This is a genomic window from Arthrobacter sp. 92, from assembly GCF_050260325.1.
Classification (GTDB): domain Bacteria; phylum Actinomycetota; class Actinomycetes; order Actinomycetales; family Micrococcaceae; genus Arthrobacter.
The window spans coordinates 2796619-2821098 of the sequence record NZ_CP189863.1; the positions used below are offsets into that span (position 1 = coordinate 2796619).

Below are 24480 nucleotides of genomic sequence, written 5' to 3' on the forward strand. Positions count from 1 at the left end.
GACTTAGGAGTCCCCCGATAACAGTCAGGGTTCGATCGGTGGCGCGTGAAAAAGTTCGGGCTCGCGCACCGCCCCGTAGCTCTCGACGGGCGGCGCACCAAAAACTCTTGGCACGCTAACGAGAACGCATATCACCATCACGCGCATTGGTCATTCGTGCGCCCGGGAGGCAGTGCCGGCCGTGCGGAGTATCAGCGTTCGGATCTCCCAAGGTGCCAGCGTGAATTTGTATTCACCGTCCGCCTGCGCCGAACTAAGGATGCGACCGGTAAGGTCTACCGTCGTCGTACGATCGAAGTCTCCTTCCAGGACCGCCGAGGTGGCCTCGTCAGAGAGGAGGACGACGCGCACTTCGACTCCGTCGTCCACGGGGCGCAGGCTACTCATCCGCACGTTCTCGCCGCGAAGCTTTAGGCCCTCGCTCGCTGGCGGGAGGCCGATGCCGTCTCTGCCGCGGCCCCGGACTGACAGAGCGCTGGCATTGAAGTGGTCGGAAAATCGGATGGAGTCGGCGTTGCGGTACCCGGCCGAAGATGCCATGACGGCGAATTCGATATCGATCCCGGTGCCTTGTTCCTGTGCCCCGGGAATCGGAATCTCCGACGCGGCAGGCTCGTCGCGCAACGGGTGGACGTTCACGCTGATGGAACCGACTGCGCGGAGCACAGTAAGGGCAATCTCATTCCGACCAACGATTTCGTATTCGGTGGCATCGTGAACAAGGACGGTGGCCGGTCCCGCGGAGACAAAACTGTAGGCGGGGAAGGTCGGAAGCGGGTATTCCCCGCCGCCGCCTTCGGCGTCCAGCCCCCGGGCCGTGATCGAGAACTGGCCTTCAGCTGCCGACTCCTGAACGTCTCCCGGTAGCGGGATATGGATCCTGAGCCGGTGGTCGGAAACTTCATTGATGAACTGCAGACGCAGGCGAACGAAGGGTTCCCCGCGCCGCAGCTCGACAAGCATGCTTACGGGCACATCGATCACATCAGTGGCCCTGCAGCCGGTGTGCCGGTTCAGGGCCCGCGGCCACTGGTAGTGGCGTGTGACTCTAAGGACCGCCCGCACGGGGCCGGTTTCGACGACGTCGACCCAGGTCTGGGAGGGTTCCTCCACCAGCACGTCCGAGGCGGGCGGTCCGTAGTTGTAGCTGTCACCGCAGTCGCCGCCGTCAACGAGTTTGCCGAGCCCCGTCAGCACGGTGCCGTCGGTTCCAGTCAGTGTCACGGTGCCGTCGTGGCCGACTTCCGCGGTGACGAGTCCGTTTCGCAGCAGGCCGTCTTCATAAGTGACGCCCGCCTGCGCCGGACGTTGTGCCTGGTACACCCTGAAGGGCGTGGTGCCCATGGCTGGCACCGGGACGTCGACAAGGACACGGCGACGAGGTTGGGCGGTAATCCTTACCTTCCACTCCCCCGGGTGCACTTCAATGGCATTTTCGAGATCGGCTCTGAGTGCGGTGATATCGAAAACATCCGCGGACGGTACTTCGGCCACATCGAAGTCCAGGGTGTGCGGAGCGATCCGGTATGTCTCGATCTGCTGGCCGAACAGCTCTCGGCCATGGATACGGTTCATGATGCGTTCGATGAGGATCGATGAGTCCATGGCTTCATCGCCGAGCATCGTGGGCGCATGTCCAGTTTCCTGGACCACCAGGATCGTGCCGTCCGATGCTTCCGCGACGACGGGAATGTCCTGCTGGGGCGCGGGCACCTCGAGCTCGACCATCAGGTTGCGGCCTGTCGGGAGGGTGTTCACCGCGAGATAGGAATCACTGGAAACGTTTTCAGCGATGGAGCGTGTCACCTCATCGCGGACGGCACGGGCAATTTGTGCGGCTTCACGGAGTCGGGCGTCTACCTGGTCCACGGTCTCGTCCGTTCCCGAGCCTACGACCGAGTCGTGCGCGGTGGATTCAATGATCCGTCGCCAGGACATGCTGACGAAGGGCTCGAAATCGCTCCTGGTGTGAGTGGCGGCCAGACGCTCAGCCTCGGTGACCATGCGCTCAGCGACGGCCATGGCCGTTTTCAGGTTGCGACGGATCGAGAAGACACCGGGCAGGATGTTCCCGCGGGCATGAGAGCGCAGTTCCCCACGGACAGCAGGCAACGGTTCGTCGGGGTCAAACCGGCCCACATATTCTTCCAACGTACCGACTCGGATGGGGAATTGCGGGCTGTCATACGCGCCAACCCAGTTCATCAGCATCGGATCGGGAGCCATATGGTCCGTACCGACCATGCCCAGAACCGGGTCGCGGTCGTAGCGCTGAGCTGTCATGGTGCGGTATTCGGCGAGGGCGTGCGGAATGTTCTCGGGAATGGCCAGCAGGTCAAGAGCGCTGCCATAGCCGTCAAAGAGGTATTCGACGCGCACTGCGGAACCGTCGGGCGCTTCCCAGCGGAAAGAGTGGCCGGTCACCGCCGACGGCACTCCCCGCCACAGACAGGCGTGGCCGATCCCGGCGCTCCGAAGGATCTGGGGCATCTGGGCCACGTGCCCGAACATGTCAGGAAGATAACCGACCTTCATGTAACCCCCGAGTGCCTGTGCGCCGGAGATGCCCATCTGGAGATTGCGGATGATTGTCTCGCCCGAGCATAGGAATTCATCCAGCAGGATCTGCCAGGGTCCGAGTGCGAGCTGTCCCCGGCTGACCATAGCCTTCACCCGTTCCCGGTTTTCCGGCCGGATTTCCAGGTAGTCATCGATCGCTGCCGTTTGTCCGTCGAGGGTGAAACGGAAACCGGCGTCGGCCTCGGCTGTCTTCAGGACTTCATCGAACATCCGGACGAGCTGGAAACGGAAGACCTGGAACGGCTCGTACCACTCCCTATCCCAGTGGGTGTGCGGCACCAGGACAATGCCGGTTTCGTCCGTGTGGTTCATGGCGCGGATGCCTCTCCGTCAAGGGTGATGTTCAATGACTTTGCCAGCGCCGCCGCAATGCTCTGGGCGACCCTGATGTCTGCTTCGCCTTCGTCAATCCCCGTAGGAGGGCGGACCTGGTTGGCAGCCATTTCGTGGAACGCGGCGAGTTCGAGCTCGAAGGGCTCGGTGACGTCGCGGATGGTCTGCGTGGAGGCGCCGTCCCCGGCTTTCTCGGTCAGGCGCAACTGAGTGGGAGCGTTCAGCAGATAGGGAACGGTGAATTCCAGCTCCGCCGATCCCCGAGTGTGGTGCACCGTCACCGTTTCCCTGTAGATCGGATACTCCGCAAGGAAATGCCAGTTGACATGGACCCGGATGTCGTCGCCGATGGTCCCGGAAATTTCGAGCGATCCTGGGTCGTCTTGTTGGGCCCAATAGTGAACCGCGTCGAGGGCCCGGACCGGGCCCACCAGCGCCCTGATCAGTGCGATGTCGTGGATTAGGCTCCCGAGGATGACATTGGCGTAGAGTCGACGAATCAGTGCGGGAGCGCCATTGCCCAATGCCGTGTCGAGCCGCTGTTCATCGTCGGCGGCCAGGGCGGCAAGTGTCGCGGGCGGGACATCACCGGCGGGCGGCCGGAGATTGGCGTAGGCCAGCTGCGCTCCGCCGCTGGGATGCAGCACTTCAACGTTGACGTAGCGGAGGTCGGCTCCAGCGGGCAAGGTCGACTTCAGGGTTCGGACTGCCGGATCATATTCCTTCATGTAGCCCAACAGGAGCATCGGCCGCCCCTGATTGCGCTCCCCCTTGCGCAGCAACTCGATCTCCGCCAGGGAAAAAGCGAGTGGTTTTTCGCAGAAAACGGCCACTCCGGCGTCAATGGCTTCCAGCGCCGGACCGCCATGGGAACCCGAGGTCAGCAGAATAACCCCGTCAAGCTGTTCGCCGGCGAGCATCTCGTTCAGGGTTGGGTAACGGTGCTTTGGCGCGATCCCGTACTGGTCTGAAACCTGCTCCAGTAGTGCGGGCGAGAGGTCAGCGAGGGCGACAAGATCGAACAGGTCCCAGCGCCGCTTGATTAGGGGCAGGTGGACGGACTGTGCCACAGCGCCGAGCCCGATCACGCCGATTCGAAGTAAAGTCATTAGGGTATCCACTTTCTGAGTACGTCTCGGTTGATGGCGTGATCCCGGTCTGCGATTTCGACGCTTTCACCCGGCACCGGGATGGTGTCCTGCTCGACGACCAGCCAGCCGCTGAAGTCCGTCGACAGCAGCGCATCCATGAAACCGTCGACGTCCAGATCGCCGTGGCCAAGCGGCACGAACGCCTTACCGGCCCATACATCCCGCATGGCGCCCCTGTCTCTGACGACGGACCTGAGGACCTCAACGCGGGCATCCTTGATATGTACATGGTTAATCCGGGTGTCCCAGCGCTTCAGATCAGCGACAGGGTCTCCTCCGCCGAGGATGAGGTGGCCGGTGTCGAAGGTGAGGCCGACGTCTGAACACTGAAGGAGTCGGTCGATTTCCTCCGGCGTTTCAATGAATGTGCAGGCATGGTGGTGGAATGTCGGCTCCAAGCCCCATTCCCGCACCAGTTCCGTGGCGGTCTCAAGATTCCGGGCAAAGACGTCCCAGCCTTGTTCATCGAGCGCCAGATTCTCTCCGCCGCCGGGATTGGCGCGACGTCGGTCTGAACCACGGTCCGCCAGAGTGGGCAACGGTGCGGGACGTGTGCCCTCGGATGCTGCGTCCGCAAAGATGTCCAACGTTTCCTTGAGCGACGGCACGGCCTTGGCGAAGGCCTCGTCGTCGCTGAACGGCAGGTCGATCCAGCCGCCGGCGAGGGAAAGGCCGTACCGGCGAAGGCGGTCGGTGAGAGCGCTGCCGTGCCCGAGAAAGCCGACCGGTCCCAGGTCAATGCCCGTGTAACCGCGCCTTCGCAGGATCTCGCATACCTGGTCCGGGCCGGGAAGGACAGCTCCTTGCACCGACCCCAATTCGAACACCCCGAAACTCACCGGTGCACCTGCAACAGAGATCAAGTCATACTCCTTCGTAGGAAAAATGGATCACGGGCCAGCGGTCTCCCGGACCGGGCCATGAAAATTCAGTGCGGAGGCTGACACCGCATGCTATGACGAGTAGGGGTCCAAGGCTTTCGTTCCATGACCCCAGGGCGGTCACGGGCTGATCGCCAGGATTTTGCGTTCTGGAGTTTCGAGCCGGTACGGTCCGCGGTTCGCATCGGCCAGTCGTTGATGCGAACCGCGGATGACGCTCCGTCGGCCCTCGAAGTCCATCAGGACGGCCCCTTCAGCGTCGACGGCTAGAAGCTCGCCCTCGACGCGAAGAAGAAGGGGTGAGTCGGTGCCCATGCTCAGAGCGGTGGGACCGGCCTTCAAGGCGGAGAAGATCCCTTCTTCACCGGGGTCTTCGGCCGCTACCCACGTCGTGGGCAGTCCCGGCGGGTAGCCGTCTTCCGGCCGATGGAAGTCTCCGCCGCCAAGCGGGATGATGTCTGTTCCCCAGGCGTTCCACCAGGACCAGATGCTCGTGTCGGTGCGGTCCCGAAGCCAGGTTGAGTGCATGATTTCGACATGGGTGGGCTTGCGGCCCAGGGACCATTGCCAGGAACAGTCGCCCGCGACCGGGTGGTTGATGGAGAGGAAGCCGCCCTCATCCTCGACCTGGTCCAGCCAAGTGTCAGGATGGCAGCGGAAGTCGACCCAGCCGAGCCGGCCGTACGCGTTGGCATGACCGCGGCCTGTGGTGACTTCCTGTCCCGGCAGCAGGGTGACGCCATACTCGGCTCCGGCAGGTGCAAGCTCACGGTGATGGCTGACCGTGTTGTGGTCCGTAACGGCCAGAAAGTCGAGCTCTTCCTCGGCGGCCCGTGCTGCGAGCTGGCGGATGCTGAGGGTACCGTCCGAATGAAGACTGTGCGCGTGGCAGTCCCCCGCGAACCAGGTCAGACCTGCTCCGGCCGGAAGGCTGCGGCGGGCGCTTGCTGAGCGCGGCCCCGCCGGGCGGGGAGCTACCGGTTCTGGTACTACGCTCCCGACCGCCGGGGTGTTGATGGTCAGGACAATTGCGGTCCCGTCGGCGGGAACATGGTGCAATCCGAGGATGATCTTCCATTCCCCGTCTTCGATATCACCCGGACAGTAGCCGGTGGAAGCCGCTGTCGAGGCGATCACAAAGCGCTCCTTGGCACCGCCGGACCATCCCCTCCAGCCAGCCGGACCCTGGCAACCAAGGTCGATGACCGCACGCGACCTGTCATACTCAAGCAGCACTTCCAGGGACCGGACGCCCTTGACCTCGAAGGGCACTTCAAAATAGGGCGTATCGATCCGGTCCCCGGGAGTGAGGGTACGTGCCAGACGCATGCTTAGTCTCCGATCCGCAATCCTTCAGCATCGAACAACAGAGTCCGACGCGGCTCAATAGTCACCCACACGGATGTTCCGATCGCCGGCTCTTCATCCTCGCCGACGACGACCTGGACCTGGTTGTCATCGCCGTTCAGATCCACAGTCAGCAGCACCGCCGCCCCCAGATTTTCCGATACCGTGACGATTCCGTCGAGGGAATCCGGCACCGGCTCCGTTGCGATCGCGAGATACTCCGGCCGTGCGCCCCAAGTGATTTCCTGGTTCTCGGTGACTTTGCCATGGGCGGCGGAAGGCAACGGGATGTGGTGGTCGCCGATCACGACCTTGTTGCCGGCAACGCTGCCCTTGATCAGGTTCATGGAGGTGGAGCCCACAAACGAAGCAACAAATGTGTTGGCCGGGCGCTGGAAGATTTCTCGGGGGGTGCCCAGCTGCTGCATTTTGCCCGCCCGCATGATCGCAATGCGGTCGGCCAGGGCGAGGGCCTCGGCCTGGTCGTGGGTGACGAACACCGTGGTGATGCCAAGATCCAGCTGCAGCTTCTTCAGGAACGTGCGTGCCTCGAGCCGAAGGCGTGCGTCAAGGTTCGAAAGGGGTTCATCGAAAAGAAACACGTCCGGCCGGCTCGTCACGGCACGTGCTAGGGCGACGCGTTGCTGCTGGCCTCCGGAAAGCTGGCCGGGCCGCCTTTCCATCAGGCCCTGAAGGGAGAGACTGTCCCCAACTTCCTCGGCATTGGACAGACGGTCTTTCTTGGCTACTTTCTGAATTTTCAGCGGATAGGCAATGTTCTCGACGATGGACATGTGCGGGAAGAGAGCATAGTCCTGAAACACCATGGCCACCCGGCGCTGGCCGGGTTCGAGGTTCGTAACCTCCCGGTCCCCGATCTTGATGGTGCCCGAGGTGGATTTCTCCAGTCCGGCGATAGTGCGCAGCAGGGTGGTCTTTCCGCAGCCGGACGGGCCCAGAAGGGCGAAGAATTCGCCGTCGTGGATAGTGACGTCCATTTCGTCGACCCCGCGAACCCCGCCGGGATACTCCTTGATCAGGGAGCTGGTCGTGATACTGGCCATTAGCTTTTGATACCTCCATGGAAGCGGAACCCGTAGCGCCGGTTGACGAAGAAGTACATGGCGATGACGGGAATTGAAAAGAGCAGGGAGAAGGCCGAGATCAGTGCAAGGTTTGGCTGGCCGCCTTCGGTATAGAAGGTGTACATGACCACAGCGGCCGGAGACTTCGAGGGCGAACGCAGCAAGATGTAAGGGACCAGGAAGTTGCCCCACACTTGAACGACGGCCCAGACCGCGATGGTTGCCAGTCCTGGCCTGGCCAGCGGGATGACCACGTCCCAGAGGATCTGTAGTGGCTTGGCGCCGTACAGGCGGGCCGATTCCTCGTACGACTTGGGGGTCGAGTCCATGAAGTCCTTGAGAATGAAAATGACCGTGGGCAAGATGCCGCCGCTGAGCACCAGGATGACACCGAACTGTGAGTCGATCAGCCCGAGCTTGACCATCAGCAGGAAGGTCGGCACCATTGCCGCGGTGCCCGTGATGATCGAGGACAGCAGCAACAAGGTGTACAGAAGCACGTCGCGTCCGGGGATTTTCACACGCGACAGCGAATAGGACGCCAAGGACCCAAGGACCAGAACCAGAACCATGGACCCTAACGCCAGAATCAGTGAGTTCCCCAACGAAGCGATCGCATTGGGATTTTCGAACAGAACCTTGAAGTTATTGAAGGTGAAGTCAGGCAGCTTCACATTCAGGCTCGGGTGCGCGTCGAACGGAGCAAACACCAGCCACAGCACCGGGACCACGAAGAAAGCCAGGATCAGTGCCGTAAACACCGTCTTGCCAATCAGGCCCGTGAAATGGGCCATCATCTGCCGGCTTTCACTGTTGACAACAGCACTGGAGCCTCTCGGGCCGGTCATGATTTCTTCTCCTTCAAGAGACGCAGGTAGACGGTGGCGATGACGAGGTTGATGATGATCATGATCAGCGAAATGGCCGCGCCCTGGCCCAGCGCACCATCGTTCAAGGCCAGCCGGTAGATGAAGATCGGGAGGATGTTCGATCGGTCGTCAGGCCCGCCCGCCGTGAGCAGGTACGGGGTGAAAGTGTTGAACGTCCAGAGGGTGATCAGCAGTGTATTGGTGAGCGCATGTCCCCGGATGTGTGGGAAGACGACATCGCGGAATTGGGCCCAGGCTCCTGCCCCGACCATTCGCGCGCTCTCCAGCTGGGACGGCGGTACCGAAGCCAAGGCAGAGCTGAACAACAGCATCGAGAACGCCGTTCCCACCCAGGTGTTGAACACGATGATGCTCTGTAGCGGGTAGTCGAGCAGCCACGCCACGTGTCCACTCGAGAGCATCGCATTCAACGTTCCATTGCTGCGGTCCAGAAGCGCGTACCAAAGAAAGGTGGTGACCGAGCTGGGGATGATCCATGCCAGCAGCACGAAGAACTCGACAACGGCCCGCACGGACTTCCGGACCCTGCTCATGGTCCAGGCGATCGTGAACCCAAGTAGTGATTGGCCCAGCACCGCGGAACAGAACACGAAAACGAGTGTCAGGCCGAGCGAGTTCAGAAAACGGCCGTCGGTGAGGGCGTTGATGTAGTTATCGAGGCCCACGAAGACCGGATTCTTGGCCGCCGATCCGCTTAGCCGGAAGTTCGTGACACCCAGATACAGCGTCCACAACGCTGGAAAGACCAGGAAAATCGAAATTAACAAAAGCGCCGGAGCTAGGAACACCGCCGCCCGGGTCTTGCCCAGGCCCGCCACGTCGCCGTCGTCGAGGACGGCACGGGCTGCCCGGCGGGCGGCCGGGCCTGAGGCGGCCTCAGGGGCATCGGCCTTTACGAGTGTGTCACTTGAAGATCTTGTCATTGCCACCGACAATTCCCTCCAGCGTTTTCTCATACCCGGTTCCGGCATCCTGGGCAGTCTTGCCGGCCGATACCTGAGCGGTAGCGCCCTGCAACGCCGCGGAAACCTGTGTGTAGTCCGCGAGACCCGGACGGTAGGCGGTGATCGGAAGTACCTGCGTCGAGATGAACGTAAGGAGCGGGTCCGAACTCAGAATCTGGCTGTTGACATCGTCTCGAGGTGAGATCTGCGGGTTAGCGCCGATACGTGCCTTGATCGCATCGGCCGAATTCATGAATTGCAGAAGTTCCCATGCCTGCTGTGGGTACTTGGACTTAGGGTTGATGACCTCGCCCGAACCACCGGACATGCTCACGAAGTCGGCTCCCCCCGGACCTTTTCCTGCCGTTTGCGCAGGAATCTTGGCCCAACCGACCGAAGAGTCGCGGTCAGCCATGGGGTCAATGCCGGACTTGGGGTTGATCACGCCGCGCCACAGATAATCGCTTTCGATGAGGATACCCAACTTGTTCTGGGAGAACTCCTGGAACGACTTGTCCCGGCCCTTGGCATCCTGCTGAAGCAACGGGTCACCGAGCTTCTCGGATCCGTAAACGGTGGAATAGAAATTCAGGACGTCCTGGACCGCCGGACTGTTTCCCTGCCATTTGCCGTCCTTGTAGACGGGCTGGCCTGTGCCCTGCAACAGCGGCAGGAAACCCTGCATAGTCGTCGCCTCACCCATGGCCGTCCCGGCGTTGATCTGCAAGGGGGTCACATCCGGGATGCTCTTGAGTTTCCGGGCCGCATCCAGGATGTCATTCCAACTCTTGGGCTGCCAGTCGGCCGGGAGGCCGGCCTTGGCGAAAAGCTTCTTGTTGAAATAGATGACCCGGCCGTCGGTACCGTCAGGAACCCCGTAGAGGTTGCCGTCATAACTGGTGACCTGCTGGACCGCCGGCTTGATCTGCTTCCAGCCATCCCATTGGGTGACTTTCTCTTTACCCACCACATCATTCAGGGGCTTGATGTAGCCGGCATCGGCGAACTCCCCCAGCCAGATGCCGTCGACGGACACGATGTCGGCACCCTGGCCGGTAGACAGATCCAGGGAAATTTTTGTCTTATACGCCTGGTCGTCTACGCCATTGGGCTGGAAGTTCACCTTGGCGGTGACACCCTTTGCTTTCTCGGCTTCCTCGAACTTCGGGATCACATAGTTGGTGATCCAGTCAGCCCCTGCTGCGTTCTTGCCGCCGGAGATCGAGTTTGAGGTGATGGTGAGAGTGACGTCTTTGGCATCAGCGTTCTGGCTTGCGTTTGAACTTCCCGCATCCGAGCCGCCGCAGGCAGTGAGGGCAACGGTGCCCGCAAGTACGCCCGCCACAGCCACAACAAATCTCTTCCGAGTCATATGGGTTCCCTGGTCTGAAGGGCTCCGCCTCAGGCGGAGCAGCTTTAATCGGTTGTCCCTACCACCTGACAAACCGTGTGATGCAGACCACTATAGTCATCGTATAGTATTAGTCAACTGAATTGAGAAAGGAGCTTCCGTGCCGCGTGGGTCGAATCTGGAGCGTGTCAGCACGTTCAATCAAGCCGTCATGCTGGACCATGTGCGACGCTCGGACAGCGGGATCAGCCGGGTGGAACTGGTCCAGATCACCGGGCTGTCAACCCAGACGGTCTCCAATATCGTCCGGAAGCTGCTGGACCTGGGCCTAATTAATGAAACCGGAAAGATCAGCGGACGCACCGGCAAGCCCCGGACCGTGCTCAACATCGATCCGAGCAGCCGGTTCGCCGTTGGCATTCATCTGGACCCGTCCGTCATCACCTTCGTTTTGCTGGACCTGGCCGGTTCAGTCGTGGCCCGTTCGCACGTGCCAATCCAGGCCGTGGCCGACCCGGACGCGACCGTTCAAAAGATGTCCTCGGCAGTCGACGGTCTCATCCATCAGGCGGAAATATCACGCGATCGGGTTCTTGGCGTCGGGATTGCCTCTCCAGGCCCCATCGATCAGCAGAGAGGTGCCGTGGTCGGCCCGCCTTTGCTGACAGGATGGGCCCGGGTGGAGTTGCGCGCGTCATTGCAGCAGGCAACGGGCTTTCCCGTGTTCCTGGACAAAGACGCGACCGCAGCAGCACATGCCGAGCTGTGGATCAGCGAAGACCGGGCGGCCCAGCACTTCGCGTTTATCTATCTGGGAACAGGGATGGGTTCCGGGCTGGTCACCAACGGCGAGGTCGTACGCGGATCATCAAACAATGTCGGGGAAATCGGGCACTTTTCCACCGGCCCGGGCGGCCCGCGGTGCGGCTGCGGCCGGACAGGATGCGTGGGACTGGCCATCATGCCCGCGTACCTCGTAGGGGAAGGCATCGCAGCAGGAGTGATCGACGCACCTTTCGACGACGCCGACCTTCAGAACATCGCCGCCCAATTCCGGCAACTTGCGGCGCAGGCCGACTCAGGGAACGCCCGCGCCGCAAAAATTCTTGACGGCGCGGCGGCCCGATTAGCCTGGGCGGTCGAAGACATAGCCAACCTGGTGGACGTGGACCGCATTGTATTCGGAGGACCATCCTGGTCGCCGATCAGCAAACGCTACCTGGGAATACTACGATCCACGTTGGCGAATCGGCTCGCGGTCGGCAGCATTCATCAAGTACAGGTCACCGGGTCACTCCTCGGAGAAGACATCGCTGCCGTAGGCGCAGCCTGCATCGTCCTGGACCACGCTCTTTCCCCCCGGCCGGAGGGGTTGCTTCTGGACGGCGCGGTGGCCGGAACCAGTGGCTCCTAGCTAAATCATGCAAATGGATTTACATGGTTTCACGCTGCGGCGGCACCACGTTCACCTTCGTGACCGACGGGATCGAATCGGCGCTGGCACAGGCACGGAAGGCCGCTGGGGGCAAGGCCGTGGCCATTGTTGGAGGAGCGCACCCCGTCCGCCAATACCTTTCGCGGGGCTGATCTACGAGCTCCGGCTCCATCGACCCATTTTCCTGGGAGCGGGCGATCGGCTGCTCGACGGCGTCGCGAACCTCCAGCTGGAGCCGACGGCAGCGAGCAGTTCCCGCCTGGTCACCCACGTGCGCTAACGGTTAAACGCTAAGAAGCTGACGCTCAATGCTCGGACATGATTCATCCGAAGATTCCGTGCCCGAAACGCCGTCGACCGCTATCCGCTTACCGCCGGTGATCAGCGACATCGCATCGGAACCCCGACGGCGGCGGGGACCGCGCGTTCAGGCCGACGCGGGCGCCGTGGGAGTTGGCGCCGCCCACCTCGATGACCAATCCGTCGGGACGAGCATCGTCCAGCCCAGGTCGGTGGACTACGCTATCTTGGCGCTCCCACCCCGTTTCATAAACCGAACTGCTGGGCGAGGCAAGACTTCATCTGTTGCACCCTAATGGAAGAGTTCCGTGCACGGGTCCGGCACGTGCCCGGACCGGGACGGAGTCGCGCATTGGCTTGTAGGCAACGTGCCAGTTGCCAACCTCGTCTTCAGGCTGGCCGTCCGCCCCGTGGAGGCAGCCGGGAGCGTGCGGTGGCTCAGGAGGCCCTCCGGCTGTACGGGGTGGACGCTGGGGGGTTAGTGCCTCCCCTGAGGCGCGCTTCCGGCTGCGGCGTAGACTCGGCCGGACGACAACCATTCCTGGGGGGATTCATGGACTCTTCGACAGCAGCTGCCTGTGAAATGTGCGGGCGACCGGTATCGGAGCACGAACGGGACGTCCGCTTTAGGCTCCCGGACCCGGTGTTCCACAGCCCGGAGCAGCATCGTGCCGAAGGGAGTTGGTTGAGTGACCCTGATCCTAACGTCGCCGCGCTCATGCAGATCCCGGATATCAGTCCGTTCGTTCGGGCACTGCTTCCCGTCCGGCTCGATGGAGGCCATGCCCTCCGCTTTGGTGTCTGGATCGCGATCCACGCGGATGAACTTCAGCGGGCCGCGGCAGTCTGGAATCGGCCGGCATACAGCGCGCTCAAGATCACGGGCTACCTGGCAAACAGGGTCGAACCCTGGGGCCTCTTCGCCGTCCCAGTGGACCTTGCCGTTGTGAATCCGGACCACACACCGTATTGCGTGAGCAGCCCCGACCCGTTGTTCAACGATGTACTCACCCAGGAATGGCCCCACAGCATTCTCGCCGACTTGCGGTAGCGCTCGGGGCGGTGCCCTTCCTTTGTGTAGTCGCGCAGGGCCTGTGAGTTGAAGCGGCGGCTGGACTGATCGATGAGCCGTGCGGCGCGCTCGGGTCTTCGTCAGGGCAGTCTCACGAACGGTCGTCTACGTGAGGTAGCCCCAACCGGGATCGGGGCGATGCGACTCAGAGCTGGCACGTGGCCTTCCGTACACGCTCCGCGATGACCTTCTCGTCGGCCGATGAGAGCTCGGTGATGGCGTACAGGTTTTGCTTGACTAATTATGTACAATGCATCGATCAAATAGTGATAGCTCGGCCTTATCAGGTCTTTGGATGCTATGCCAACATTCAGCTAGTAATTCTATTTTTATGGGTACTGTTCCGTATGTCGGGTTCGCATTGCGGACTTCAAGGCGCCGCCACAGTTCGGAAAACGTAATGTCGAAATAGTGTATTTCGGTAATGACGTTGAGCCTCTCCGCGACCTGGCGGATCCCGTCACGTTCTTCTCGCTTCCAAGTTCCGTCTTCAAGAATGACGCTCTGCCCATGTTCGAGCAATTCTTTCCACAATCCATTGAGCCGTACCTGTAGTCTGTCGCGCATCTCATCAAAGAAGTCGACGCCTAGATCTGCCATCCATTCATCGGTGCTAAAACGGATGGCACCCGTCTCCCGTTCTCGCTCGCGCGCAACAGTCGTCTTGCCGGATCCGGGTAAACCACAAAAGAGCATAAGTACCGGCCGTTGAACCATATTGTCTCTGAATTCCATATATATCCAAATCAAAATGACCGATTATTCCCGCCACCGGGGTCACTCAACGATATCGGGTTCATCGCATTTGGGGGCGTACGTGTCGTGCCCGCGCCGCTGGCCGGGCTGATCACCCTCGGACGCACCCTCAAGCGCAGAGCAGCGGACGTGCTGGCGGACTTCGTCCAACCCGGCACTAGTAATGCACCCAGTGAGGCGGTCAATGGCCGGCTCGAGCATCTGCGCGGATCTGCCCTCCGCTTCCGGAGCCTCACAACTACATCGGCAAACTCGGCGCCATCGGCTGGGCCACCACGGCCATCATTGTCGTGGCCCGTGGCATCGGCATCGGCCTCTGGACGACCATCACCGGAGGCTAACCCCATACACGGCACAGCGGTGCCGTACCCAATGAATCAGGGAAAATAATGATAAGCATGCTTCCCAAATAGCAGTAAGCATGCCTATGGTGGGGTCAGTGAAGGCATGGAGGCCTCTGACCCTCATGTCATTCCCGCCGCGCACCAAGTTAGACAGAGCGACCGGGGCGCAGAACCAGCATTTCCATCCGTAGACAAATAAGGGAGACTCTCATGTTGCTTTGGATAGCCATCATTATCGCCGTTCTCTGGCTTCTCGGCTTGATCGGAGGGATCGGCGGCGGGTTCATTCACCTGCTTCTGGTTATTGCAGTGGTCGTTCTGATCTTCCACTTCATCCGCGGCAGATCCCGCGTGTAGAGACGAAACCATGTTCCGTCAGCCGGGAGGGAACCCTCTCCCGGCTGACGGGTCGGCAGGCATCGCTGCCGTGCCGGGTCGGTCCCCCCGGGACCGAACCCCATATCCAGGATCGAAGGAGACACCGTGCTCGCCAAGGAACATCTCGACGACGTGCTTCACCGTGACGGAAACATCCTCTCCACTGATGGGGCAAAGATCGGCCCCATCGGACAGATCTACGCTGATGACGATAACGGCCAGCCCACCTGGGTCACGGCCAGGACCGGCCTGTTCGGCACCTCAGAGTCCTTCGTCCCGCTCGAAGGGGCCCGGATCGAAGGCAGCAACATCGTGGTCCCCTACAGCAAGGACCAGGTCAAGGACGCGCCACGGGTCGACGTGGACGGGCACCTCGATCCCTCCGAGGAGGACCGGCTCTACGAGCACTACCGGCTCGGAGGTCTTCGAACCTACACCGAGGCCGCCGCGGGACCGGATACCGGGGACAGGAACACGGGCGGCACGGGCCGCTACGACACCGGCGACGCAGCCGGCGCCGTGGGTCGCGACACCTCCGGGCCCGCCACCGATGACGCCATGACCCGCTCCGAGGAGCGGCTGAACGTGGGCACGGAGAGGCAGGCGACCGGCCGGGCGCGCCTGCGCAAGTATGTCACCACCGAGAACGTCACCCGGACCGTTCCGGTCCGGCGCGAGGAAGTCCGCATCGAACGCGAACCCATCACCGAGGACAACCGCGCCGCCGCCACCTCGGGCCCGGACCTCAGCGACGAGGAACACGAGGTCACCCTGCACGAGGAACGCCCGGTGGTGGAGAAGGAGACTGTCCCGGTGGAGCGGGTCCGGCTCAACAAGGACACCCTAACGGACGAGGTCACCTGAAGCACAGGACCGGAGGTTCAACGGTGAACGATAACGACCTACTGGCCGTGGAAGAGGCCGCCGCGCGGCTCGAATCCTCAGGCCCCTACGGGGGCAACGACTGGACCAGCCTTCACTCCGCCGTGGCCGGCGCTGTCACACACGGGAAAACCATCAGGGACGTCGCCGCGGCGGCGCACCTGACAGTCCTTGAGGTCCTGGACGCCACGGACGCCGCCGCCTACTCCCGCCCCATCCTGCAGTCATAGGAAGGAGCGGTTTGACCGGCTTCAGGCCCCCGCCATGGAGTCCGCGCGGCCGCCGTCCGATCAGTCGGGCGGAGAGGTTGCGTCGGCTGGTGAGACCGGAGTGCCCACTGGGGCCGATGCGGCTGCGCGGAAGCATGACGCCGCCCGGGTTTGCCTTCAACCATTCCTATGTCTTTGGGTCCAGCCTTGGCCAGATCTTCTCAAGACCATGAGCGGGGGCTCCTGCACCGGGTGGGTATCGACAACGATTGCCATGTTTACGCTCCATTCCGGCGCTGGAGCTCACGAGGGCTTCACGCATGATCGGCGATGTGCCGTCGACGGCACGGATCAGGACTGACGGATCAGGACTTAGGAGTGAAGCAGGAAGCGGACGACGAGGTATGACGCAAAATCAACGACACCGATGATGATGCCGGCGATGGCGAGTCCGCGCCCGCGCAGCCCGCGTTCCCTGATACGCCGCAAGCCCGTGCCCGACAGCGCCGCGCCAAGCGGTCCGGCCATGGCAAAGACGACAAGCCCGACACAGCTGATGATGAATCCCGCGACGGCGGTCTTGCTGAACGGCGGACGCGCCCGGGCCGGCACGTAGGAGTCAGGGAGCCGCGCCGCGTCGGAGGGCCAGGGGTTCTCGGGGGGCGGGGGAACACTTGTCATGTCGGCTGCTCTTCTCCTTGGAGGTATTGGGGTGAGCCTACGGCACCCACTGCAGGCAGAGCGGAACCAGAGCCCAAAGCGGAACCAGAGTCGTGGACGGGCGAACTCCACCTGATTACTCGAAAGGCAACCCGCCCACAACAGGACAGCGACAGACACGGGGTCGTCAGAGTGAACGCAGAACCGCCCCCCCGGGAACCCGGCCCTAGTGACCCTCTTCAGGCGGCGCGGCGGAGTGCCTTCCAGACGGCGCTCTCTTGACAACAGGCAAGGCCGCGGTATCGAAGAACTGGTAATCCGTTGCGGGGACGCGGATTGTTCCGGCGGCCTCGGCTTTCTCCCGGATGAAATCGTGGTCGGCCGGAGAGAGCACGACCTGCCCGTTCGGGTCGCACGCGATGTCACCGTGTGCCTCTTGGCTGATTTTGGCCGACATGGCGGCAGGAACTTTCAGGCATCCCGGATTTTCCAGGAGCCATGTCCGGGTCTCGGGATCGAGCCGATCCCATTCGTCCTTAAGGTTCACGTCCGCGTGCACCGCCTTCCTGTTCGGCCTTTCCCGAAGCTGACTTCCATCCAGATTACCCCTGACCTCAAGCCGACGACAGGACTCCTGCGCCCGCCTGGCAGGAGGTGCACCGGACCCTAGTGCCCGGGTCCTGCGGAACTGAGTAACGACGGAGACCGGTGCAGGGGTCAAAGCGCGTCCCCTGAGCGCTTTCCAGCGCCCGCGGTTTGCTCCGCGTGCCTTGGCCAAAGTGATCAGTCGCGGATGAAGCGAAGAAGCTCCTCTAGCTGGGTGCGCTCGCTGTCCTTACCCGAAGCTTTGTCCGTGAATATCCTGTCCAGCTCCACGCCATCGCGTTGGCGCTCCGTGTTCTGATCCAGGCCGCTGACCCTGATGTATCCGATGCGCTGCCCGGACTTGGCGCCTTCCTTTACGAAGAGTGCCGAGTATACAAAGAGTGTCAGGTTGAACCGTAAGACCCGGCCGTCGTGTCACTGGAAAAGTGACCCACTCCTGACACGGCTGGCCGTCCTCCGTCCGGCACGAAGGCCGCATCTGGGCCGTGGCCGCCGATCCCGGGCACCGGTTCGCCTGGGACGCCTGGTGGGACACCCAGCGCACCGCGTCCGTCGGCAGCGGCGACCCGGTTCGCATGAGGGCGGCCCGGTTCGCATGAGCACGCGCATCGAATACTTGAGGGTTCAGGTCCGGCCCGCACGGTCAACGTGTCCCGGCACGTTGATGATGGAATTGATTGACGCGATAAGGAACCCAAGGCATGAGTCGGAACAGCGCCGCAGCGCGCCCAGCTGCTTGATGAAAATCAAGTGCCGATTGCGGGGACTTTCGAGCCGACCGATGTTCGTGGAGCATATAAATTCATAGAAGAAGAACTTCACCGCGGTAAGGCTGTCTTACTGCCTAGGAGGAGCTATGAAGACGACCGGTAACACCGTACTCATAACGGGTGGTACGTCCGGTATCGGCAAGGCTTTTGCGCAGCATTTCCTTGGACGTGGCAATACAGTCATCATCTGCGGCCGGCGTAACGATCGATTGGAAGAACTCAAAGCGCGGTATCCCGACCTCGTAACCATCCAGTGCGATCTGATAGAGGCGGCGTCTCGGGAAAACTTGGTCCGGCGGGCGATTCAAGAATGTCCCGACCTGAACATGCTTATTAATAATGCTGGCATACAACTGACGGCTGACCTGACTAATCCGATCGATTTATCGTCAGTGGAGCGCGAAATTGTGACAAACCTGATTGCTCCGATTCATCTTTCTTCGCTTGTGGTGGAGCAATTACGTGGCCGGGCCGAGCCGGCTATCGTGAACATTTCCTCCGGGTTGGCATACACGCCAATCGCGTTTATGCCGGTCTACTGCGCAACCAAAGCCGCCGTTCACTCATGGTCGCTCTCATTGCGCAAGCAGCTTGAAAACACCGGCATCCGTGTCTATGAGATAGCACCCCCGTCGGTGGATTCTGAGCTTGGCCACGAGCGACGCGAGAATAGGGACCAGACACATGGGGGGATGCCGGTGAACGAATTTATTAATGAAGCGATAAAAGCTCTGGAAAGTAATACTTTGCAAGCAGCAATTGGCCAGGCCGCCAGCATGATGGACCAAAGAGATGCGTTATTCGAACGGCTCAATTCTCACTTCTAAATAGATGAGAATATGCCAAGGCTCTAAAAGTCGACTGGTACTACCCGTCGGCGAAACTCGTCCCCGTAACCCACGTAGGCGCTCCTCACGGCGCTGAACGCGGGCTGTTCCCGCACACTTGGATCCGGATGCCCTGGCCGAGGGCCTCGCTGATGGACTCAGGCAGGGCGGAGCCTGGCCAACAGGCTAACGCCCCGGCCCTGGAGAACGACGTCAATGGGGACGCCGGGAGCGAGGGCTGCCGCCGCGTTGGCGGCGCTGCGCAGGGCTGCAGTGAGCCCAGCGCTTTCGGCCGGTCCGTCGCTGTGAACCAGCACTTCCCGCGAGGCATCGGCCCCCGGGGCATGGTTGGGAGGTTGGGTGTCCGGCATGAGGGCTCTTTCAACAATGGCAGGGCCGCACTTCGGCCCGGGTAAAACCTGTGGCTGGTTATCCCGTCGCATGCTATGCCAGATACGGCCTGGACACCGGCCTCATCGTCCCACCATGGAGGCCGGTGGCAGGGCGAACTGTGCGGTGGAGAATTGCGGCGCCGCGGCGTCCATTAGACGCCCCCATTGGCCGCCGGCAATATCTGCCCCGTCGACGGCGGCATAGTACTTTCCGTTGATCCTGATGTTCTGGTTGACCCAGCGCGGGCCGATGCCCTCGTAGCTTCCGAACCATGAGGCCGTGGCTATGCCCGAGGTGGCACCGACGGTCCAGGTCATGGTGTTCCCGTCGGTGGTGCCCGTTTTAGCGAAGATGTCATAGTTTTTGTTGACCGGGATGTTGTAGCCGGAGCCTTTGGTCAGCACGTTCTTCAGGGCGTAGGTGACGCCGGCGGCGACGGCAGGGTCGATGGCTTGCCGGCAGTCCGAGCCGGGCACGGGATAGTTCCGGCCGTGCGGACCGGTGACCGAGTCCAGGGCGATCGGATCGCAATGCACTCCCTTGGCGGCAAACGTTGCGTAGGCGTTGGCCATGGATAGTGGAGCGACGTCCTGGGTGCCGATCAGGCTGGCGATGCTCGAGAGGTCGTAGGGCTGGTTCGTGTGTCCGTTCGCGACTCCTGCCGCCGTCGCCATTTTCTGGATGTTGCAGAAATCCATCTGGGCAGCGGACTGGAAGGTGATGGTGTTGATGGACTGGTACAGGCCCTGGAGGACACTCATCCGGTAGTAGTGGTTCGGGTCGTCGTTCGGCAGCGGCGTCTGGCCCAGGGCGGGGTCGTAGGAGCCTGTGGTGGCCCCGCAGGAGTTTTTCCAGGGGTAGCCGGCCTTGTAGACGCGGACCGATCCATCCAGCTGCGCGGCCATTGATTTTCCGGAGTTGAGCCATTCAGCGAAGATGAACGGCTTCATGGTCGAACCGATCTGGAACCCGCCGGCGCCGTCGAGCGGCTGGCCATTGGCGTCTTTCTCCGGCAGGGCGAAGTTTCCGGTGTAGTTTCCCGGCGCCGCCGCCGGGTTGTAGACGGTGTTCTGCGCCATGGTCAGCACCTTGCCGGTCCCGGGCTGGACGCTGACGAGCGAGGAACCGCGCTGGAGGGGATCCGTGGCGGTCATGGAGGCGTCAACCTGGTCCTGGGCCACCTTTTGGAGCTTCGGGTCCAGTGTTGTGCGGATGGTGAGCCCGCCCAGGTATAGGAGTTTTTTGCGGGCCGTTTCATCGGCCCCGAACGCGGGGTCGTTGAGGACCAGCCGCTGGACGTAGTCGCAGAAATACGGGGCCGTCAGCGCTCCGAAGCAACCCTGGCTGCTCGGATGGACGTTGAGTCCGATCGGCGCTTTCACGGCGGCGTCGTGCTCGGCAACGGTGATGTGTCCCTGCTGGAGCATTTTGTCCAGGACCTCGTTCCTGCGGGCCACCACGTGGTCCGGCTGGGTGAGCGGGTCATAGTAGACGGGGCTGTTCACGACGCCGGCCAGGGCTGCGGCTTCCGGGAGCGTCAGCGCGCTGGCCGGGACCCCGAAATACTCGTTGGCTGCGGCGTCGATGCCGTAGGCGCCGTTGCCGAAATAGACAATGTTCAGGTAGCCCTGCAGGATCTGGTTTTTGGAGTATTTCGTCTCCAGGGCAATGGCGAGTTTCATTTCCCGCAGCTTGTCGCCGATGGTTTTGGCGGAGCCGAGCTTGACCTGGTCGGCCTTGCCCTCGGCGACGAGGGATTCGATGATCATGTTGTTGACATACTGCTGCGTGATGGTGGAGGCGCCCTGGCGGCCGCCCTGAGCGGTCGCCACGATGGCCCGAAGGATCCCCGTGGTGTCGATGCCGCCGTGCTGGTAGAAGCGCGCGTCCTCAATAGAGACGATGCCGTCCCGGATGAACGGGGACATCTTCGCCAGCGACACAGGTATCCGGTTTTCCGCGTAGAAGGTGGCGATCACGGACCCGTCGCTGGCCAGCACGGTCGAGGACTGCGGCGGCGCATTCAGGTCGAGGTCATCAGGAAGCCGGTCAAACATGCCGATCGAACTGCTGACTGCCGTTCCCGCCACCGCGGCGCCGGGAAGGAACAGCCCCGCGGCCAGAACCCCGCAGATTATGCCGGCCGCAACGAAGGCAAGGACCCTCCCCCAAGTGGTGTCTTTACCCGGCATCAGTGTGGTCCTTCAAGCTCGTTCTGTTCTGTCGCTGGGGGCCGAGGGCCGGGCGCCGGCATGCCATCTGCGTGGGCAGCGGCGCTGAGCGCTACCGAACGTTCACGGCGGAACAGCAGCACAAACGCGACTGCGCCCGCCAGAAAGATCAGTGCCGCCACCCATGTGTTGACCCGGAGCCCCAGAATCAGGTTGGCGTAGTCAGAACGCATGAGCTCAAAGACAAACCTGCCCGCTGTATAACCGGCCACGTAGAGCGCAAAGACGCTGCCGGCCCCGAGGCTGAAACGCCGGTCCACGTAGAGAATTAATAACCCGACCGCCAGGCACCAGAGGGACTCGTAGAGGAACGTGGGCTGGAAATAGCCCAGCACCACCGGGGCGCCGGAGGCATCGGTGACCGCCGACCCGGTGGTGTAGTCCATCTGGTGGATCTGAAGTTTCCACGGCAACGTGGAGGGGTCCCCGTAGAGTTCGTTGTTGAACCAGTTTCCCCATCGGCCCAAGCCCTGGGCGAAAACCACGCCCGGTGCCACGGCATCGAGGAAAGCGACCAGTGAGACGTGTGCCCTGCGGCACCCGATCCACGCGCCAACGCACCCCAGGGCGATCGCGCCCCAGATGCCCAGGCCGCCATCCCAGATGGCGAACGCGTTCCATGGATTCCTGCCGGGAACAAAGTACAGTTCGGGGTCAGTGATGACGTGGTAGATCCGCCCGCCGATAATCCCCGCCGGGACCGCCCACAGGCAGATGTCCAGCACCTGCCCCGGATGCCCGCCGCGGGCCGCCCAGCGCCGGGATCCCAGCCAGATGGCAACTGCTATGCCGGCCATGATGCAGAGGGCATAGAAATGGATGGTCAGCGGGCCCACATGGAAGGCGCTGACGGTCGGGGACGGAATGAACGAATCACTGGCAGTCATAGCGGGGAGGGATCCTGTCGAGAGTTTTTCGGGGAAGGCGTGTGCGGTTGCGGTCGCGGAGACCTGCCGGAGCGGTCACCAGGGTCCGGGGCCCTCCCCCGGCCGGCCCGCCTCCTGGCCCAGGGCTGACGCCCAAAAAGCGAGACCACTGCGGCGGCGGCGCCTAGGACGGCAAAAAGCGCCACGGCCATCCGGAAGCCCAGTGTCGAGGAAGCCGGCCCCGCCGCGCCACTGCTGACACCGGTGGCAAGTGAGTAGGCGGCGGTGCCGAATGCGACGCCCAGGGATGTGCCTACTCCCCTGGTCATGTTGAGTACTCCGCTGACCATTCCCGCCTGGTGCTCGTGGCCGGCCGCCGCAACGGCTGCGTTATTGGCCGGGGTGAACAGGCCGAGCCCCAGTCCCATCACCGCAAGGGCGGCTCCCATGACCCAAAGGTTCCCTGAGGAAAGACCCAGCATGACCAGCGCGCCCGCGGTCAGGCCCATGCCGGCGGAGGTCGGCAAGCGGGCGCCGAACCTGTCAGCCATCATGCCCGCAACGGGCGCCACGAGGGCCAGGGCAACGGGAAGAACCGTCAAAAGCAGCCCTGCCACTGTGGACGGAAGGGACTGCGCCGATTCCAAATACAAAGGTGTCACGAAAAGGATCCCGAATAGCACAAGATAGCTCAGCAGTCCTGTCCCGATGCCCCGGCTGAATGTTCCGGCCCTGAACAGGGACAGGTCAACCAGCGGGTGTGGTGCCCTGCGTTCGCGCAAGACAAAGAAGACGAAGAGAACCAGCGACGCCGCCAGCAGGGCCAGGACAACCTGGCTGCCAAAGCCGAGCCTGGAAGCCTCGGACAATGCCAGAAGCAGCGCCCCGACGGCAGGCATCAAAGACACCAGCCCGAGCCAGTCCATCCCGGTCCGGGGTGCCTTAACATGGGTGCGTGGAAGGAGGAACCAGCCCAGCAGCATGCCGATGATCCCCGCGGGGATGTTGACGAAAAACACCCACCGCCACCCGCCCGCGCCGATGAGCAGGCCGCCGACCGAAGGACCCACGGCCAGACCTACCGCCTGCGCCGCACCCTGGAGACCGATAGCCTTGCCGAGCTTGTTCGCCGGCATGCTGGTCCGGATCAGCGCCACGCTGTTAGCCTGGAGCATGGCCGCGCCCACCGCCTGAACCGCCCGGGCCACGAGAAGCCAGATGATGTCAGGGGCAAGCGCACACGCCAGCGAAGCAAGCGTAAACAAGGCGAACCCGTAGACGTACAACAGCTTTCGACCCAGCATGTCCGCCAGACGGCCGATAGCCGAAATACTCCCCACCAACACCAGCAGATAGATCAGCGCCACCCACTCCACCTGGGACAGCGGGGCATTCATGTCGGTCCTGATGCTCGGAACCGCCAGCGTCACGATACTGGCATCCAGTTGGCCCATGAAGGCACCAATGCACACTGTCGCCACCACTAGCCAGGGCGCTCCAGGCCTGCGACGGACCCAGTCCGGCCGCGCAGGCTCGCTGAAGAACCCGACCCGGGCCGGGTGCTTTTCGACGCCGGCAGGAGCCGGGCGCGCAGAAATTGGTTCGGTCACAGAACTATTCTATACAGGGAACTATCGCGATAGGCTGAAGTCATGAACATGGCCGAGGTACCTGTGCTGGAAACCGGAAAGGCCCCCGCCGGTGCCGATGCCTGGTCATTGACCGGCGCCATCACCCGCCTGCGCCGGGTATTGCGCTCCAGCGTACGCCAGGAGTTCCCGTGGGAATCACTACCCATGGCCCAGGTCGAGATGCTCCAACGCCTGGCCGACGAGCCAGGCCTCGGCGTCAGTGGACTCGCCGCGCGCCAGCGTCTGGCGACCAACACGGTCAGCAACCTGGTCCAGCAGATGGTGACCTCCGGACTCGTCGAGCGTCTGACCCGTCCGGGAGACCGGCGGTCCGTAAGCCTGAGCCTGACCACCAAGGGAACGGACGTGCTCAGCGCCTGGCAGGAAGCCAACGACCGCAGGCTCGGCCAGGCCCTGCAGCGGCTGCCCGGGGCGTATCAGAAAGCCATCGAAGACGCCGTCCCCGCGCTGGCCGCCCTCGCGACCCTGCTGGAAACCGACGACCAGATCCGCGACGACACTCGCACCGGAACAGAGACCGTCCGATGACAGCGCGGG

Annotated in this window: 23 protein-coding genes and 2 pseudogenes; 9 read left to right on the forward strand and 16 right to left on the reverse strand. The window is 62.4% G+C overall.

The window, feature by feature from the left end:
* Positions 1 to 150 precede the first annotated feature (150 nt).
* From ACP4XC_RS12850 to ACP4XC_RS12885, 8 genes are all read right to left on the reverse strand, one after another.
* On the reverse strand, positions 151 to 2892 hold the full coding sequence (locus tag ACP4XC_RS12850) for a hypothetical protein (RefSeq protein WP_427170193.1): 2742 nt from the start codon (positions 2890 to 2892) through the stop codon (positions 151 to 153).
* Complete coding sequence (locus ACP4XC_RS12855) at positions 2889 to 4022, reverse strand: Gfo/Idh/MocA family protein (RefSeq protein WP_427170195.1); 1134 nt, start codon at positions 4020 to 4022, stop codon at positions 2889 to 2891. The genes ACP4XC_RS12850 and ACP4XC_RS12855 overlap by 4 nt, the downstream gene beginning before the upstream one ends.
* The gene (locus ACP4XC_RS12860) at positions 4022 to 4927 is read right to left on the reverse strand and encodes a TIM barrel protein (RefSeq protein ID WP_427170197.1); all 906 of its coding nucleotides are present in this window, start codon (positions 4925 to 4927) and stop codon (positions 4022 to 4024) included. Before ACP4XC_RS12860 ends, ACP4XC_RS12855 begins: the two co-directional genes overlap by 1 nt.
* A gap of 138 nt (positions 4928 to 5065) precedes the next feature.
* Positions 5066 to 6274, reverse strand: coding sequence for a CehA/McbA family metallohydrolase (locus ACP4XC_RS12865; protein WP_427170199.1), 1209 nt, complete (start codon positions 6272 to 6274; stop codon positions 5066 to 5068).
* 2 nt (positions 6275 to 6276) lie between these two features.
* On the reverse strand, positions 6277 to 7356 hold the full coding sequence (locus ACP4XC_RS12870) for an ABC transporter ATP-binding protein (RefSeq protein WP_427170201.1): 1080 nt from the start codon (positions 7354 to 7356) through the stop codon (positions 6277 to 6279).
* Positions 7356 to 8225, reverse strand: coding sequence for a carbohydrate ABC transporter permease (locus ACP4XC_RS12875; RefSeq protein WP_427170204.1), 870 nt, complete (start codon positions 8223 to 8225; stop codon positions 7356 to 7358). The genes ACP4XC_RS12870 and ACP4XC_RS12875 overlap by 1 nt, the downstream gene beginning before the upstream one ends.
* Positions 8222 to 9190 (reverse strand): carbohydrate ABC transporter permease, encoded by a 969-nt coding sequence (locus tag ACP4XC_RS12880; RefSeq protein WP_427170206.1) that lies wholly within the window; start codon positions 9188 to 9190, stop codon positions 8222 to 8224. The genes ACP4XC_RS12875 and ACP4XC_RS12880 overlap by 4 nt, the downstream gene beginning before the upstream one ends.
* Positions 9171 to 10583 (reverse strand): sugar ABC transporter substrate-binding protein, encoded by a 1413-nt coding sequence (locus ACP4XC_RS12885; protein ID WP_427170208.1) that lies wholly within the window; start codon positions 10581 to 10583, stop codon positions 9171 to 9173. Before ACP4XC_RS12885 ends, ACP4XC_RS12880 begins: the two co-directional genes overlap by 20 nt.
* A gap of 139 nt (positions 10584 to 10722) precedes the next feature.
* Here ACP4XC_RS12885 and ACP4XC_RS12890 point away from each other — a divergent pair, with 139 nt between their 5' ends.
* The 3 genes from ACP4XC_RS12890 to ACP4XC_RS12900 all read left to right on the forward strand — a co-directional run bounded on the left by ACP4XC_RS12890 (position 10723) and on the right by ACP4XC_RS12900 (position 13348).
* Positions 10723 to 11976 (forward strand): ROK family transcriptional regulator, encoded by a 1254-nt coding sequence (locus tag ACP4XC_RS12890; protein WP_427170211.1) that lies wholly within the window; start codon positions 10723 to 10725, stop codon positions 11974 to 11976.
* Positions 11977 to 11999: 23 nt separating this feature from the next.
* Positions 12000 to 12149: a hypothetical protein gene (locus tag ACP4XC_RS12895; RefSeq protein ID WP_427170213.1), complete on the forward strand. Its 150-nt coding sequence runs from the start codon at positions 12000 to 12002 to the stop codon at positions 12147 to 12149.
* A 731-nt stretch (positions 12150 to 12880) separates the two neighbouring features.
* Positions 12881 to 13348, forward strand: coding sequence for a DUF2199 domain-containing protein (locus tag ACP4XC_RS12900; RefSeq protein ID WP_427175105.1), 468 nt, complete (start codon positions 12881 to 12883; stop codon positions 13346 to 13348).
* A 258-nt stretch (positions 13349 to 13606) separates the two neighbouring features.
* On the opposite strand, the gene ACP4XC_RS12905 is transcribed toward ACP4XC_RS12900, so the two are convergent.
* Positions 13607 to 14104, reverse strand: a complete 498-nt coding sequence (locus ACP4XC_RS12905) for an AAA family ATPase (protein ID WP_427170216.1) — start codon at positions 14102 to 14104, stop codon at positions 13607 to 13609.
* A gap of 87 nt (positions 14105 to 14191) precedes the next feature.
* Between ACP4XC_RS12905 and ACP4XC_RS12910 the strand changes: the two are divergent.
* From ACP4XC_RS12910 to ACP4XC_RS12925, 4 genes and pseudogenes are all read left to right on the forward strand, one after another.
* Positions 14192 to 14413: pseudogene (locus ACP4XC_RS12910) on the forward strand (transposase); the annotation flags it as partial.
* Positions 14414 to 14679: 266 nt separating this feature from the next.
* Positions 14680 to 14826, forward strand: coding sequence for a lmo0937 family membrane protein (locus ACP4XC_RS12915; protein WP_427170218.1), 147 nt, complete (start codon positions 14680 to 14682; stop codon positions 14824 to 14826).
* A 126-nt stretch (positions 14827 to 14952) separates the two neighbouring features.
* The gene (locus ACP4XC_RS12920; protein WP_427170220.1) at positions 14953 to 15711 is read left to right on the forward strand and encodes a YsnF/AvaK domain-containing protein; all 759 of its coding nucleotides are present in this window, start codon (positions 14953 to 14955) and stop codon (positions 15709 to 15711) included.
* Between the two features lie 23 nt (positions 15712 to 15734).
* A complete protein-coding gene (locus ACP4XC_RS12925; RefSeq protein ID WP_427170222.1) occupies positions 15735 to 15959 on the forward strand; it encodes a hypothetical protein in 225 nt (74 codons plus the stop codon).
* Positions 15960 to 16310: 351 nt separating this feature from the next.
* On the opposite strand, the gene ACP4XC_RS12930 is transcribed toward ACP4XC_RS12925, so the two are convergent.
* The 3 genes and pseudogenes from ACP4XC_RS12930 to ACP4XC_RS12940 all read right to left on the reverse strand — a co-directional run.
* Positions 16311 to 16619 carry a DUF4190 domain-containing protein gene (locus ACP4XC_RS12930; RefSeq protein WP_427170224.1) on the reverse strand — a complete coding sequence of 103 codons (309 nt, stop codon included), beginning with the start codon at positions 16617 to 16619 and terminating at the stop codon, positions 16311 to 16313.
* 205 nt (positions 16620 to 16824) lie between these two features.
* Positions 16825 to 17145: a hypothetical protein gene (locus ACP4XC_RS12935; RefSeq protein WP_427170226.1), complete on the reverse strand. Its 321-nt coding sequence runs from the start codon at positions 17143 to 17145 to the stop codon at positions 16825 to 16827.
* 239 nt (positions 17146 to 17384) lie between these two features.
* Positions 17385 to 17591 (reverse strand): annotated as a pseudogene (locus ACP4XC_RS12940) (recombinase family protein); the annotation flags it as partial.
* 469 nt (positions 17592 to 18060) lie between these two features.
* On the opposite strand from ACP4XC_RS12940, the gene ACP4XC_RS12945 reads away from it, so the two are divergent.
* Entirely contained in the window at positions 18061 to 18801 is a 741-nt protein-coding gene (locus ACP4XC_RS12945; protein WP_427170227.1) for an SDR family oxidoreductase, read from the forward strand.
* Between the two features lie 158 nt (positions 18802 to 18959).
* On the opposite strand, the gene ACP4XC_RS12950 is transcribed toward ACP4XC_RS12945, so the two are convergent.
* The 4 genes from ACP4XC_RS12950 to ACP4XC_RS12965 form a co-directional block, all read right to left on the reverse strand.
* Positions 18960 to 19172: a hypothetical protein gene (locus ACP4XC_RS12950; RefSeq protein WP_427170230.1), complete on the reverse strand. Its 213-nt coding sequence runs from the start codon at positions 19170 to 19172 to the stop codon at positions 18960 to 18962.
* Positions 19173 to 19274: 102 nt separating this feature from the next.
* Positions 19275 to 21386: a transglycosylase domain-containing protein gene (locus tag ACP4XC_RS12955; RefSeq protein WP_427170232.1), complete on the reverse strand. Its 2112-nt coding sequence runs from the start codon at positions 21384 to 21386 to the stop codon at positions 19275 to 19277.
* The gene (gene lgt, locus ACP4XC_RS12960) at positions 21386 to 22312 is read right to left on the reverse strand and encodes a prolipoprotein diacylglyceryl transferase (RefSeq protein ID WP_427170235.1); all 927 of its coding nucleotides are present in this window, start codon (positions 22310 to 22312) and stop codon (positions 21386 to 21388) included. Before lgt ends, ACP4XC_RS12955 begins: the two co-directional genes overlap by 1 nt.
* A complete protein-coding gene (locus ACP4XC_RS12965; RefSeq protein WP_427170237.1) occupies positions 22309 to 23901 on the reverse strand; it encodes a DHA2 family efflux MFS transporter permease subunit in 1593 nt (530 codons plus the stop codon). Before ACP4XC_RS12965 ends, lgt begins: the two co-directional genes overlap by 4 nt.
* Positions 23902 to 23943: 42 nt before the next feature.
* Between ACP4XC_RS12965 and ACP4XC_RS12970 the strand changes: the two genes are divergently transcribed.
* Positions 23944 to 24471: a MarR family winged helix-turn-helix transcriptional regulator gene (locus ACP4XC_RS12970; RefSeq protein WP_427170239.1), complete on the forward strand. Its 528-nt coding sequence runs from the start codon at positions 23944 to 23946 to the stop codon at positions 24469 to 24471.
* The last annotated feature ends 9 nt before the right edge of the window (positions 24472 to 24480 follow it).

Coding starts and splice junctions, on each gene's coding strand:
- ACP4XC_RS12850 (WP_427170193.1), bottom strand. CDS start 2,892: ATGAACCACACGGACGAAACCGGCATTGTCCTGGTGCCGCACACCCAC.
- ACP4XC_RS12855 (WP_427170195.1), bottom strand. CDS start 4,022: ATGACTTTACTTCGAATCGGCGTGATCGGGCTCGGCGCTGTGGCACAG.
- ACP4XC_RS12865 (WP_427170199.1), bottom strand. CDS start 6,274: ATGCGTCTGGCACGTACCCTCACTCCCGGGGACCGGATCGATACGCCC.
- ACP4XC_RS12870 (WP_427170201.1), bottom strand. CDS start 7,356: ATGGCCAGTATCACGACCAGCTCCCTGATCAAGGAGTATCCCGGCGGG.
- ACP4XC_RS12875 (WP_427170204.1), bottom strand. CDS start 8,225: ATGACCGGCCCGAGAGGCTCCAGTGCTGTTGTCAACAGTGAAAGCCGG.
- ACP4XC_RS12880 (WP_427170206.1), bottom strand. CDS start 9,190: ATGACAAGATCTTCAAGTGACACACTCGTAAAGGCCGATGCCCCTGAG.
- ACP4XC_RS12885 (WP_427170208.1), bottom strand. CDS start 10,583: ATGACTCGGAAGAGATTTGTTGTGGCTGTGGCGGGCGTACTTGCGGGC.
- ACP4XC_RS12895 (WP_427170213.1), top strand. CDS start 12,000: ATGGTTTCACGCTGCGGCGGCACCACGTTCACCTTCGTGACCGACGGG.
- ACP4XC_RS12900 (WP_427175105.1), top strand. CDS start 12,881: ATGTGCGGGCGACCGGTATCGGAGCACGAACGGGACGTCCGCTTTAGG.
- ACP4XC_RS12905 (WP_427170216.1), bottom strand. CDS start 14,104: ATGGAATTCAGAGACAATATGGTTCAACGGCCGGTACTTATGCTCTTT.
- ACP4XC_RS12915 (WP_427170218.1), top strand. CDS start 14,680: ATGTTGCTTTGGATAGCCATCATTATCGCCGTTCTCTGGCTTCTCGGC.
- ACP4XC_RS12930 (WP_427170224.1), bottom strand. CDS start 16,619: ATGACAAGTGTTCCCCCGCCCCCCGAGAACCCCTGGCCCTCCGACGCG.
- ACP4XC_RS12945 (WP_427170227.1), top strand. CDS start 18,061: ATGAAGACGACCGGTAACACCGTACTCATAACGGGTGGTACGTCCGGT.
- ACP4XC_RS12950 (WP_427170230.1), bottom strand. CDS start 19,172: ATGCCGGACACCCAACCTCCCAACCATGCCCCGGGGGCCGATGCCTCG.
- ACP4XC_RS12955 (WP_427170232.1), bottom strand. CDS start 21,386: ATGCCGGGTAAAGACACCACTTGGGGGAGGGTCCTTGCCTTCGTTGCG.
- lgt (WP_427170235.1), bottom strand. CDS start 22,312: ATGACTGCCAGTGATTCGTTCATTCCGTCCCCGACCGTCAGCGCCTTC.
- ACP4XC_RS12970 (WP_427170239.1), top strand. CDS start 23,944: ATGAACATGGCCGAGGTACCTGTGCTGGAAACCGGAAAGGCCCCCGCC.